At 30.1% G+C, this 13,783-nt stretch carries 12 protein-coding genes; 11 read left to right on the plus strand and 1 reads right to left on the minus strand.

Translation table 11 applies throughout. From position 1 onward, the window contains the following. Positions 1-39 precede the first annotated feature (39 nt). Positions 40-1,587, minus strand: a complete 1,548-nt coding sequence (locus KGF45_RS07870; RefSeq protein WP_227842152.1) for a nitrite/sulfite reductase — start codon at positions 1,585-1,587, stop codon at positions 40-42. A 277-nt stretch (positions 1,588-1,864) separates the two neighbouring features. On the opposite strand from KGF45_RS07870, the gene KGF45_RS07875 reads away from it, so the two are divergent. From KGF45_RS07875 to KGF45_RS07925, 11 genes are all read left to right on the plus strand, one after another. Beyond that, entirely contained in the window at positions 1,865-2,632 is a 768-nt protein-coding gene (locus KGF45_RS07875) for an IclR family transcriptional regulator (protein WP_227828226.1), read from the plus strand. 291 nt (positions 2,633-2,923) lie between these two features. Then, a complete protein-coding gene (locus KGF45_RS07880; protein ID WP_227432605.1) occupies positions 2,924-3,121 on the plus strand; it encodes a 4Fe-4S dicluster domain-containing protein in 198 nt (65 codons plus the stop codon). Between the two features lie 29 nt (positions 3,122-3,150). Continuing rightward, entirely contained in the window at positions 3,151-4,227 is a 1,077-nt protein-coding gene (gene vorB, locus KGF45_RS07885; RefSeq protein WP_227828227.1) for a 3-methyl-2-oxobutanoate dehydrogenase subunit VorB, read from the plus strand. Positions 4,228-4,229: 2 nt separating this feature from the next. Further along, the gene (locus KGF45_RS07890) at positions 4,230-4,949 is read left to right on the plus strand and encodes a thiamine pyrophosphate-dependent enzyme (protein ID WP_227432607.1); all 720 of its coding nucleotides are present in this window, start codon (positions 4,230-4,232) and stop codon (positions 4,947-4,949) included. A gap of 12 nt (positions 4,950-4,961) precedes the next feature. Then, positions 4,962-5,501 (plus strand): 2-oxoacid:acceptor oxidoreductase family protein, encoded by a 540-nt coding sequence (locus tag KGF45_RS07895; protein WP_227828228.1) that lies wholly within the window; start codon positions 4,962-4,964, stop codon positions 5,499-5,501. A 158-nt stretch (positions 5,502-5,659) separates the two neighbouring features. Next, the gene (buk, locus tag KGF45_RS07900; protein ID WP_227828229.1) at positions 5,660-6,718 is read left to right on the plus strand and encodes a butyrate kinase; all 1,059 of its coding nucleotides are present in this window, start codon (positions 5,660-5,662) and stop codon (positions 6,716-6,718) included. Positions 6,719-6,735: 17 nt separating this feature from the next. Further along, positions 6,736-7,629, plus strand: a complete 894-nt coding sequence (locus KGF45_RS07905; RefSeq protein ID WP_227842153.1) for a bifunctional enoyl-CoA hydratase/phosphate acetyltransferase — start codon at positions 6,736-6,738, stop codon at positions 7,627-7,629. A gap of 28 nt (positions 7,630-7,657) precedes the next feature. Next, the gene (locus KGF45_RS07910) at positions 7,658-8,866 is read left to right on the plus strand and encodes a PLP-dependent aminotransferase family protein (RefSeq protein ID WP_227828231.1); all 1,209 of its coding nucleotides are present in this window, start codon (positions 7,658-7,660) and stop codon (positions 8,864-8,866) included. Positions 8,867-8,889: 23 nt separating this feature from the next. Beyond that, a complete protein-coding gene (locus KGF45_RS07915) occupies positions 8,890-10,152 on the plus strand; it encodes an MFS transporter (RefSeq protein WP_227828232.1) in 1,263 nt (420 codons plus the stop codon). 649 nt (positions 10,153-10,801) lie between these two features. Continuing rightward, positions 10,802-12,265 carry an alanine/glycine:cation symporter family protein gene (locus tag KGF45_RS07920; protein WP_227828233.1) on the plus strand — a complete coding sequence of 488 codons (1,464 nt, stop codon included), beginning with the start codon at positions 10,802-10,804 and terminating at the stop codon, positions 12,263-12,265. A gap of 376 nt (positions 12,266-12,641) precedes the next feature. Continuing rightward, a complete protein-coding gene (locus KGF45_RS07925) occupies positions 12,642-13,781 on the plus strand; it encodes a M20 family metallopeptidase (RefSeq protein WP_227828234.1) in 1,140 nt (379 codons plus the stop codon). Positions 13,782-13,783: the final 2 nt, after the last annotated feature.

Here is a 13,783-nt window from a genome sequence, read left to right on the forward strand (position 1 = left end):
AATGAGATAGCGATAAGCTATCTCATTTTTTTAATCAATTTATATTTTATATTTATCAGTTATGTTATTTAATAAATCATCATTTAAATTTATCCATTCATAAAAATTTCCTGATGAAACCTCAACTATTTCATAAAGCATCTTTGGAAGGTCACTAGCTTTAAAATCTCCTAGAGATTTTCCTAGTTTAGTCTTACCTATTTCAAAACTACCTCCAACAAATAATTCAAATGCATCAGTAGATACACCATTGACATTCTTCTTTTTACCACATAATCCTATACTACCAATTTGGTGAACACCACATGAATTTAGACATCCTGAAATATATAATTTAGGAGCTTTGTTTAAAATTTCTTCATTGTTTTGTAATCTAAAATAATCTATTATCTCATGCAACATTTTTTGGCTATTTTGTATACCCATCTGACAAATAGGAACACCTATGCAGGAGATACTCTGTTCTAATTGAGAGTTGCAACTAATAGTCTTGCTTATTTCTAATATTCTTTTTGCTTCATTTCCATCTAAATTTAAGATGTACAATCCTTCTGTCATACCTAATCTAATCATAGGATTTTTAATATTATCTAACTCTTGAAGTAAAATTTTTAAATCTTTAGTCAATAATAGACCTCCTATTGGATGTATATATACAGTGTATAAGCCAGATTGTTTTTGATGGATTAATCTAGAGTCATGTAAATCTATCTTAATTCCAGGCTTAGAATAATCAATTTGTTCAACATTAAGTTCAAGATTACCTTTTTCTTTTTCTAATTTATAGTATTCTTTAAATTTTTCTAAAAACATCTCCTCTCCAAGAGTTTCAACCATATATCTAACTCTAGCTTTGTTTTTATTTTCATAATTACCATAAGCCATAAAGAATTTAATCATTCCTTCTACACAATATAATGCATCTTTAGGTTTTATAAATTCATCAAGTTCTAAAGCAACTTTAGGTTGTTTACCTAAACCTCCGCCTAAGAAAACTCTAAAATATGGTTCGCCATTTTTTAGAGTAGCTACAAATCCTAAGTCCTGTATACTACAATGGGCAGCATCTGTATAACAACTAGAATAAGAAACTTTTAGTTTCCTAGGCAAGTGATATGTAGTAGCATTTTTGATAAAATATTTATCAGTAGCAACTGCATAAGGAGTAACATCAAAAGCTTCGTCAGGGTCAACTCCTGATAATGGAGATAAACCTACATTTCTAGGATAGTTACCACCACCGCCTCTAGTGAAGATATCATTTTTTATTCCCTCTTCCATAACATCAACTATAGAGTCTATAGACAAGTCATGTAATTGTATAGCTTGTCTAGTTGTTAAATGTATCTTATCTAGCTTATGTTTGGTAGCCATTTGGTAAATTTTTTCAAGTTGAGATTTCGACAATACTCCAGCAGATACTCGAAGTCTTATCATAAATGATTTTTTGTCTCTTTGAGCATAAACTCCATATCCACCAGAAAATCCTTTGTATTGCATTTTATTTATTTCTCCATTCAATAATTTTAAAGAATATTCTTTAAAATTATGTAGTTCATTTAACAATGTCTCTTTTAAATTATCCATTATTTCACCTCGTTATTAGACTTGTATAAAAATAAATATACTGTATAATTATATATATATTATTATCTAGATATGGTAAAAATATAACAGTAGAATACTATCAAAAGTCAAAATAAGGAAGATATACTGAGTATGACTCTTTATTTTGTTAAATAAGTATAATATTTTTGTTTTATAAAATATAATTAAGATAAATAGATAATTTTGTGATTTTAATATATAATATTTAGTATAGTGTTGAATAAACGCTTAATATTCGCAGGAGGAGTATTTGTATATGGGAGAAATAATAAATGCATTAGATAGAGCCCTAGACATAATTTTGCTATTATATCATGAAAAGAGAGAGATGGGAATAACTGAAATAAGTAAGGTTATGGGAGTATATAAGAGTACTGTACATAGAACTTTAGTAACTCTTGAAAACAAAGGTTTTGTTATACAAAACACTGAAAATGGTAAGTATTGGTTGGGAATAAATTTATATGCAATAGGTATGGTTGTGGGAGAACAAATGTCTTTGACTGAAATAGTAAAACCATATACGAAAAAATTAAATCAAGAATTTAACGAAGTGGTGAATGTGTCTATACTAGAAGAAAGAGCTCAAGATTCTCCAAGAAGTATCATAATACATAAAGAATATGGTTCAAATCAATTACTCTCAGTAAATCCGTCAGTTGGCTCCAGTAGTGAATGTTATTGTTCAGCAGTTGGAAAATGTCTTATGGCATTTAATGATTCTATAGATTTTGAAAAGTACAGAAAAACTCCAATACACAAATATACAGAGCATACAATTGATAATTGGGATGATATGATGATTTTTTTGGCAAAAATAAAAGAGCAAGGATATGCTCTAGATGACCAAGAACTAGAACATGGTTTAACTTGTATTGGAGCACCTATTTTGGATAAAAATAATAGAGCTATAGCAGCAATAAGTCTATCAGGTCCTACTATAAGAATGCAAGAAGGAGACCTTGAATATAAGATTAAAAGAGTTATAGAAACTGCAAAGAGTATATCTGAACTTTTTAGATAATTTTAAAAAATAAATTTGAATAATAAAAAGGGACTAAATTTAAATTGTTATTTGTAAATGCCAGTTTAGATAGGGTCTCTTTTTTATTGAATATAAAAATTAAATATTTTTAAAATTGAAAAAATTATTGAAATATATAAGCGAATGTGATATCTTTTAATTAAGCAATACAAAACAGAACAGCGTTCTAAAGAATAGAACAACAATGAAATATATATAATAAACCCACATAAATATTATATATTTAAAATTAAGTAAAAAAATTACTACATAAAAGAGGAGATTTGAAAAATGGAAAAAGTCAAGTTGAGTGTTGAAAGATGTAAGGGGTGTTATCTTTGTATTGAAGCTTGCAAAAAAGAAGCAATAAGTCTTTCTGATTACACAAATAAAAAAGGTTTTGTAACAGTCAAAGTCGATGAAGAAAAGTGTGTTCAATGTGGCGCTTGTTATACAATGTGTCCTGATTTAGTATTTGAGATATTATAAATAACTTTTTATTGGAAGGGAGAAAACGTATGCAAAGTTTATTAATTAAGGGAAATGAAGCCTTAGCAGAAGGAGCTATACGTGGTGGATGTAGATTTTATGCAGGTTATCCAATAACACCACAATCAGAAATATTAGAAATGATGGCTTGGAGACAAAAAGAGGTTGGAGGAGTATTTATTCAAGGTGAATCTGAAATAGCCAGCGTAAATATGGTTATGGGGGCAAGTGCACTTGGAGCAAGAGCTATGACGTCTTCATCTGGACCTGGATTTTCATTAAAACAAGAAGGAATTGCATATTGGGTATCAGCTGGTTTACCAGCAGTTGTAGCATGTGTACAAAGATATGGTATAGGAGATGGATTTATAGGAGCTGGTCAAGATAATTACTGGCAAGCTGTAAAAGGTGGAGGAAATGGAGATTATCATTTAATTGTATTGGCACCTAATAGTGTTCAAGAAAATATGGATATGGCATATGAGTCTTTTGAATTAGCTGAAAAATATATGCATCCAGTACTTATACTTTCTGATGCTACAATAGGTCAAATGGTAGAACCTTGTATGGCACCACCAATGAAAGAATATGATAAGGATAAAGCTCCATGGGCAGCAAAAGGAACTCCTGTTGGAGAAAAAAATAAAGTAATAACTGATATAACATATTTTGAAGACCAAGATACATGGCAAAAAGGTTATATAGAAAAAATGAGAAAAGTTCAAGAAAATGAACAAAGATGGGAAGAAATAGAGATAGAAGATGCAGATGTGGTATTTGTTGCATATGGAATTTCTTCAAGAATAGCAGAAGGTGCAGTTAGAGATGCAAGAGCAAGAGGTATAAAACTTGGATTAATAAGACCCAAAACATTGTGGCCTTACCCAAGAAAAGCTTTCAAAAAATTAAAAGATTCATTAAAAGGGCTTGTAACAGTTGAAATGAACATGATGGCACAAATGAAGGAAGATGTCATTATAGCATGTAATAATAGATTCCCAGTATATTCAGTAGCAACAGCTCAATATATGGCAGAAGTAAATCAATTAATAGATTTTGCTCAAGAGATTATAGATGGAAAAGCTAAGCAAGAGGAGGTATTTTAATTATGGCTAAAAAAGCACCAGCAATAATGATGTGTGAAAATATGTTCTGTGGAGGCTGTGGACACTCTATAGTCGATAGAATTATTGGAGAAGTATTAACAGAAATGAATATATGTCAAGATACGATTATATGCTCAGATATAGGCTGTAATCATATGTTTCAATTTAGTATGAATGTAGATGTTGTTGTTCCTCCTCATGGTAAAATGGGTGCAGCTATGGCAGCTATGAAAAGAGTTAGACCAGATAAATATATATTTACAATAGCTGGAGATGGTGGAGCTTATGCAATAGGGCTTGGAGAAACTATGTCAGCTGCTACTAGAAATGATAATGTAATATTTTTAGTTATGAATAATAATATGTTTGCAATGACAGGTGGGCAAATGGCTCCAACTACTGTACAAGGTCAACATACAGCTTCTACTCCAGCAGGTAGAACATATGAAGACCATGGTTCAACATTTGATGTTGTAAAAGTTATGGGAAATTTAGATATAGCATATTTGGCAAGAGGAACAATAACTAACCCTAAAGAAATAAATACAACAAAAAGATATATCAAAAAAGCACTTGAAAAACAAAAAGATAAGAAAGGCTTTTGCTTAATAGAAATACTTGTACCATGTCCAACAAACTGGGGATTAAAGCCAGTAGATGCTATGAAGAGAATAGAAAACGAACTTGTTCCAAAGTATCCACTTGGAGAATTTATTGATTAGGGAGGAAATAATATGTTAAATGAAATTATATGTGCTGGTTTTGGAGGACAGGGAGTTCTTACAGCAGGAAAAATTATAATGTATGTTGCATATAAGGCAGAAAAGAAGATTACATGGTTCCCATCTTATGGAAATGAGATGAGAGGAGGAAGTGCAAATTGTAATGTTGTTGTAAGTGATGAGAAAATTGCAAATCCTTGTGTAAAAAATCCAGATATATTATTGGGAATGAATAGTGTATCAATAGATAAGTATGAAAGTTTAATGAAAGCAAATGGTTATATGTTTGTCAATGAATCACTAGTAAATAAGGATAGAAAATATAGAGAAGATATTAATGTTATAAAAGTACCTGTTACTGAAATAGCTCAAAATTTAGGCAATGAAAAATCTGCTAATATTTGTATGTTGGGTGCTATGGTGAAGAATTTAGATTTATTTACAAAAGAAGAATTTGAAAGTGGTATGTGTGAGTACTTTGAAAATCAAGGTAAAGGAAAGTTTAATGCAAAAAATGTGGAAGCATTTGAAGCTGGATATGATTATGAGTGAATATTTTAAATATTTAAAATTATTATTGAAATACTCATTTTTATGTGTTAGTATTTAATTAATAAAATATAGAACGTCGTTCTGAGTGATAGGACGACAAAATTTTTAAAAAAATAACAGAACGACGTTCTACAGTATGAAACCGAGGAGGCGTTGAAGTGAAAATTTTAGTAATTAATCCTGGTGGTACATCTACAAAGATTTCTGTATTTCAAGATAAAGATGAAGTTTTGAAGAAAAATATAACTCATACAAGAGAAGATTTAAAAAATTTTTCTAAGGTATTTGATGAATACGATTATAGAAAGCAATTAATAGTGGATGTTTTAAGTAGTGAAAATCACGATATAAATTCTTTTGACGCAGTAGTAGGTCGTGGTGGACTTATGAAGGCTATAAAAGGTGGTACTTATATCGTAAGTAAAGAAATGATTGAGGATATGAGAAATGAAATAAATGGAGAACATGCATCAAACTTAGGTGCCTTGTTAGCTAAGACTATAGCAGATGAAATAGGAGTTCAATCATTTGTAGTAGACCCAGTTTCTGTAGATGAATTTGATGATGTATCAAGGATTACAGGTATATCAGATATAGAAAAAGCTAGCTGGTTGCATGCACTAAATCATAAAGCTGTCTCAAGAAAAATAGCACAAAAACTAGGTGGAAAATATGAAGATTACAATTTTATTGTAGCACATCTAGGTTCTGGAATATCAATTGTAGCACATAAAAAAGGAAAAATGATAGATGGAAGTGGTGGAAGGTCTGATGGTCCATTTTCGCCAGAAAGAAGTGGAGGATTACTTGCATACCCTCTTATAGAATTATGTTACTCAGGAAAATATACTCATGATGAAATGGTTGCAAAAGTAAGTTCAATTGGAGGTATGTACGATTATTTAGGAACAAAAGATATGATAGAAATCGAAAATAGAATTAAAGATGGTGATGAAAAAGCTAAACTTATAATGGATGCGTTTATCTATCAAACAGCTAAAGAAATTTCTATGTATGGAGCCTCACTTTCTGGAGATATAGATAGGATTATTTTAACAGGGGGAATATCACATTCGGAAATGGTAACTAAAGGAATAATAGAAAAAGTTTCATATTTAGCACCAGTAGAGATAGTGGCAGGTGAGATGGAAATGGAAGCACTTGCTCTTGGAGCTCTTAGAGTTCTTAATGGAGAAGAAATGGCAAAAACTTATTAATATTTAGGAGAAAAAATATGTTAAAAGATTTTAATAATTTATTAGAAGAAGCTAAAAAGCTTGAACCTGTTATTGTAAGTGTTGCTGTTGCAGAAGATGAAGAAGTGTTAAAAGCTGTCAAATCAGCAACAGATTTAAATCTTATAAAGCCAATTCTCGTAGGGGATAAAGATAAAATAGAAAATATATCAAAAGAGATTGGACTAAAAGCATATGAAATAATAGGATGTCAAAATCCTGATGAATCAGTTAAAAAAGCTGTAGAGGTAGTTAAAAATAAGGATGCTAAAGTTCTTATGAAGGGGTTAGTAAATACAAGTGTTTATATGAGAGCTATATTAAATAAAGAGTTTGGTCTTAGAACAGGAAGGCTTTTAAGTTTACTTGCAGTATATGAATTACCTCAATACCATAAACTTCTTTATTGTACAGATAGTGGGATAAATGTATCTCCAAATTTAAATCAGAAAAAGGATATAATGATAAATTCACTTCTTACTATGAAGAGTATAGGTATGGAAAATCCTAAAACTGCAATACTCACTGCAAATGAAATGGTAGACCCCAAAATACAATCTACAGTAGATGCTAATTCACTTGTAGAGATGGTAAAATCAGGAGAAATACCAAATTGTATAGTAGAAGGTCCAATAGCCTTTGATGTTGCATTTGATGCATATGCAGCAAAGCATAAAGGTATCAAAAGTAATATTGCTGGCGATGTTGACTTACTTGTATTTCCAAATATAGAGGCAGGAAACATATTAGGAAAGTCATGGCTTAGATTCAATAAAGCTAAGTGGGCAGGGATAGTTTTGGGGGCAACAAATCCAATAATTTTAGGTTCACGTTCTGATACAGCCGAAATTAAAATAAATTCAATAGCATTAGCCTGCTTAGCATCACAATAAGAAATTATTTAAAAGGGGATGAATTATTATGAAATATGCAAAAAGAATGGATATGGTAAAGGCTTCAGCTATAAGAGACTCTCAAAAGAAGATAGCTCAAAAAGTGGCAAGTGGTGGAACTGTTATATCTTTTGCAGCAGGACTTCCTGACCCAAACTTATTTCCAATAAAAGAAATAAGTGAAGTAACTAAGCAAGTACTTGATGAAAGAGGAAAATTTGCTTTAGCTTATGGACCTACTAAAGGTGAAGATGAGTTGTTAGAAATAATAGCTAAGAGAATGAAAGAAGAAGAAAATATTGACACAAAACCAGAAAATATTATAATAACTACTGGTTCACAACAAGGTATAGCTCTTAGTGCTATGATTTTATTAGAAAAAGGAGATATAGTAGTTACAGAAAATCCAAGTTACTTGGGTGCAATAAATGCATTTAGACCTTATGAATGTGATTTTTTAGGAGTAGATACAGATGAAGAAGGAATGGTAACAGAAGATTTAGATAAATTATTATCTGAAAATTCAAACATAAAGGTGATATATGTAATACCAACATTCCAAAATCCTACAGGAAAAACATGGTCTCTACAAAGAAGAAAAGATTTTATGGAAGTTGTAAACAAGTATGATGTCATAGTAATAGAAGATAATCCTTATGGAGAGATAAGATTTACACAAGAACCACTACCTACACTTAAATCACTTGATACTAAAGATAAAGTACTATATCTAGGGTCATTTTCAAAAGTGTTATGTCCAGGATTTAGAGTTGCTTGGATGTGTGGGAATATAGATATTATAGATAAAGCAGAACTTTTAAAGCAAGGTATCGACTTACAATCAAATCAATTTTCTCAAGTACAAGTAATAGAATTCTTAAAGAAATATAATTTAAATGAACATGTAGAAAAAATAAGAGCTGAGTATAAAAAAAGATGCTTCTTGATGCTAGAAACTATGAAAAAATATTTTCCAGAAGAAGCTAAATATACAGAGCCAGATGGAGGTATGTTTATATGGGTTGAACTTCCTGAAAGTATAAATGTAGATAATTTACTAGATAAAGCTATTGATGCTGGAGTTGCCTATGTTTCTGGAGAATCATTCTTTGCAAATAATGGTCCAAAAAATACTATGAGACTTAATTATACAACAATGTCAGAAGAGCAAATAGTTGAAGGGATTAAAATACTTGCAGAAGTTATAAAAAAAGAACTCAATTATGCTTGTGAATAAATATTAAAAGTGAGGGCTTAATTATGGGAGAAAAAGGGAACGGGCTAAAGTTTGGAAAGTTAATGATTCAACTTGTTATCATAGCTATATGTTGGGAATTAGTTTATATTATACCATTTATCCAATACACATTGTATGATCCAATTTTAAAAGCATTACAGTGTTCAAATACTCAACTAGGTTTTTTACTTACTATTTATGGTTTAGGTAATATATTTGGAGCTCCTATAGGAGGATGGTTAGCAGATAGATTTGATTATAGAAAGATAATTTTAGGTTCTGTATTTCTTAATGGAATAGTATCATTTTTATTTGCATTTAACATGAACTATACATTTGCTGTTATAACTTGGGTAGGTTGTGCAATTACATCATTAGTTATGAACTATCCTTCTATGGTAAAGATACTTAGAGTTATAGGAAAAGAAAATCAAGGTAAAGTTTATGGATTTAATGAAGCTATGGTTGGAGTTTCTGGAGTAGTAATGGGAGCTATATTCTTATATATTTATACATTATTTTCAACTCCTGTTTTAGGTATGAGATGGGTAATGATATCTTTAGGAATATTATCTATAGTGATGTGTCCAGTATTATGGTTTGTCATTAAAGATGTAGATATTAGCGAAGAAAAAGAAGAAGGTAAAAATGAAAAAATGGCTGCTAGTGACTTTATGGTAGTTTTAAAATCACCAAATACTTGGTTAGTAGGTATAAGTATATTCTGTGTATATTCATTTACAGTTACAATGTCTTACTTTACACCTTATATAACCTCAGTACTTGGAGGTTCAGTCGCACTATCTGGAGCATTAGCTATAATAAGACAACATGGATTAAAACTATTTGGTGCTCCATTTGGAGGGTACTGTGCAGACAAAGTAAAATCACCTACTAAAGTGCTTTTACCAATATATGTACTTGGTATAGCAGTAATAATTTTATTCTTAGTATTGCCTTCATCAACGCCAATGACTTTATTTATAGCATTAACATTTGTAGTAGGTATATTAGGTTATATGGGAAAAGGTATATACTATGCAGTTCAAGAGGAAGTAAATGTTCCAGTTAAATATTCAGCTACTACTATAGGTATAGCAGCAGCTTTAGGTTTTTCACCAGATGTATTCCAATTTGCATTAATAGGGCATTGGATAGATACTTATGGTAACAAAGGATACACGTATACATTTATATTCCAAATAGCTATTTTAGTAATAGGAATATTATCTTGTTTATATATATTAAAAGTTAAAAAGAGAAGATTGGATAAGTTAAAAGTTTAAAAGTTTCATTTGATAATAGAGTATTTTTTTCAGTATAATCTACTGACATAAATACTGTATAAAAAGTAATACTAAATTAAAATTTATAGTTATATTTAATGAATAAAGTGTGGAAAAATTAAAATGTTATCAAGTGTTTTTAATATAGTTTTAGCATAAAGTTACCCCTAAAAGTATAAGATTGAGTAGCAATTATCACCTATTTGTATATTTACATAAGCTTGTTTAATATAAATTTTACATGGATTTTAGTAATAGATGATATTTGCACTCAATTTTATATCTAATAATGAATAAGAAAATTATGAAATCTAACTATATATTATCTAACCACGTATTAATAGTGTACTGTTTATGCTATTTATGTAGTAGAATTGGGCTTTCCTTATATGTATTTCAATTTATATTGTTTGATTGTTTTTCAAACACATATCGTTAAAAAATTTATATACTTATGTTCATGTATCAATTGATATTCTTAATTTTGGTAATAATTGCTGTAGTTTACATATTAGAAGATAGAAATAAGATAAATAAAATAAAAAATAAGTCTATAAGATATGTTGAGTTAAATAAAGTTTATACAAAATATTAATACATAGCTGTTTAAATTATTGTCTATAAATTAAAATGAATGGTGGTGAGTTGAGTGACCGATTTAGTTAACACCATTAATGGAATTGTTTGGTCACCTGTATTAGTTGCAATGTGCTTATGCATAGGATTGTATTTTTCACTGAAATTAAAATTTTTCCAAATAAAAGACATAAAAGAGATGTTTACTCTTTTACTTGAAGGAGATAGTTCTCAAGTTGGTATATCATCGTTTCAAGGGTTTGCTACATCAATGGCTGGTAGAATTGGAACTGGTAATATAGCTGGTGTGGCTGTAGCAATAGCAATGGGAGGTCCAGGAGCATTAGTATGGATGTGTATAATGGCTACATTAGGCTCGGCAACTGCATTTGTAGAATCTACTCTAGCTCAAATATATAAAGATGAACATGATGGGCAGTACAGAGGTGGTCCTCCATATTACTTTGAAAAAGGTCTTGGATGGAAAAGATGTTCAATTTTATTTTCAGTAGTTGCAATTATAAGTTATACATTTTTTATGCCTGGGACGCAATCAAATACTCTATACTTAGCAATGAATCAAGCATTTGGATTTTCAAGAATGACAATTGCAGTTGCATCTTCTATTGCATTGGGAATAATAATTTTTGGAGGAATTAAAAGAATTGGTTTATTTGCTGAAAAAGTAGTACCTATAATGGGTGGAGCATATCTTATCATGACAATAGTGATAATCATAGTAAATATAAATTTAGTTCCAGATGCTATTATAACGATGTTTAAATCTGCATTCGGGTTTGGTTCAATGTTTGGAGGCATGTTAGGTGCAGCAATATCTTGGGGAGTTAAAAGAGGTATATATTCAAATGAAGCAGGCGAAGGTTCTGGAACTTATGGTGCAGCGGCAGCAGAAGTAAGTCATCCAGCTAAACAAGGATTGGTTCAAGCTTTCTCTGTTTATGTGGATACATTATTAATATGTATGGCTACAGGTATTATGATTATAATAACAGGAAAATACAATGTTACAGGAGTTTTAACTGCACTACCAGGTGTAGAGCCAGGTCCACAATATGTGCAGAGTGCAATAAATACATTACATCCTCAATTGGGTGATATTTTTATAGCAATAGTTTTATTATTATTTACCTTCACAACATTATTAGCATTCTCATATATGATGGAGACCAATGTATCTTATTTGGTAACTAGAATTAAAGCACAAAAACATGAAAAGCACATAATAAATGTCTGTAGATTTATGCTTATAATATGTGCAGCAATGTGTTGTTTTATAGAACCACTTACAAGTTGGGCATTAGGCGATATATGTATAGGTGTTTTAACATATATAAATTTAATTGCTATCTTTACACTGCAAAAGCCAGCTATAAAAGCATATTATGATTACCTAAGACAGAAAAAATTAGGAATAAAGAGAGCTGATAGGATTTTTAATCCTGTTGAATTAGATATAAAAAATGCTGAATTTTGGGAAAATAGATGCTTAAAAGAGAGTGAGCATAAATTAAATTAATTATTTGTGAAGTATTTTATATAGATATTTTAATTAAATTTTCAAAATAGATATCACAGATATATAAGTTCAATATAATACATAATAGTAGAATTATAAGTTTTGATTGATATGTTTATATTTTTACTTATTAAATGTTTGATTTATACATGTAGAAATATATATTTATATTTAAAACTGTTATTTTAAAGGATAGTATATATAGTAAGATTGTTTATTTTAATAGATAAAATAATAGATAGAAAAATTTATACTGTTGAATAAGTCGTTAGGTTTTACAATAAGTGTAGAAATCGTTTTAATGCAGTAAATATAAATTTGTTCTATCTTATATGAATAAATATATAAATTAATTTTAATGGGAGGTAAGGTTGATATGAAGGAAAAAATAATACAAGTGGCGGATTTAAAGAAAGAAAAAGTTTTGGAGCTATGTCAATCTTTGTATGATGAACCAGAAATTGCTCTACAAGAGTATAAATCTGCTAAAAAAATATCAGAATTTTTAAGAGAAGAAGGTTTTGAGGTTGAAGAAAATTTAGCAGGTATGGCTACAGCTTTTAAAGCAACTAAGAAAAATGGTGATGGTCCAAGAATAGTTTTTATAGCAGAATATGATGCTCTTCCAGGAAATGGTCACGCATGTGGTCATCATCTGATAGCATCTATGGGAGTTGGAGCTGGAATAGCTCTTTCAAGTATATTAGATACTTATGAGGGAGAAGTGAGTATAATTGGAACTCCTGCTGAAGAAACTGGGGATGGAAAACCTTACTTAATAGAACATGGTGTATTCGATGGTTATGATGCTGCAATGATGATACATCCAAATTCAAAAACTTGTGTAAGTCCAGAAATTATAGCTATTGGTGGATTAGATTTTGTATTTACTGGTAAAGCATCTCATGCAGGAGCTAAGCCATATAATGGAATAAATGCACTAGATGCAGTTGTACTATTATATAACAATGTTAATGCGCTAAGACAACAGTTAGTAGATGGAACTAGAATCCATGGTATAATATTAGAAGCAGGAACCGCTGCAAATGTAATACCTGATAGAGGAAAAGTTAGATTAGAAATAAGAGCAAAAGAACAAGACTATTTTGATGAGGTTGTAGAAAAAGTAAAGAACTGTGCTAAAGGAGCAGCAATAGCAACTGGATGTGAACTAGATTTTTACCATTTTGAACCTACATGTCAAGGGTTGAATGAAAATAAAGTTTTAATAAATATATTTAAAGATATAATGCAAGAATTTGGGATTGTTGATGAAGAAGAACAAGTAATGCTTGGTTCTACTGATATGGGAAATCTCAGTCAAATTATGCCATGTATACATCCTTTGATAAAATTCTCTGAAAATGGTGAAGAACTACATACAAAAGAATTTTTAGAAGCAGCTATAAAGCCATATGCAAAAAATAGAGTAATTGATGGAATAAAAGTATTAGCTTTGACAGGATTACGTTTATTTGAAGAACCAGAAACACTAAAAAAAATGAAAGAAGAGTAAAT

The sequence above is a fragment of the Clostridioides sp. ZZV14-6154 genome (assembly GCF_020657785.1).
Taxonomy (GTDB): domain Bacteria; phylum Bacillota; class Clostridia; order Peptostreptococcales; family Peptostreptococcaceae; genus Clostridioides.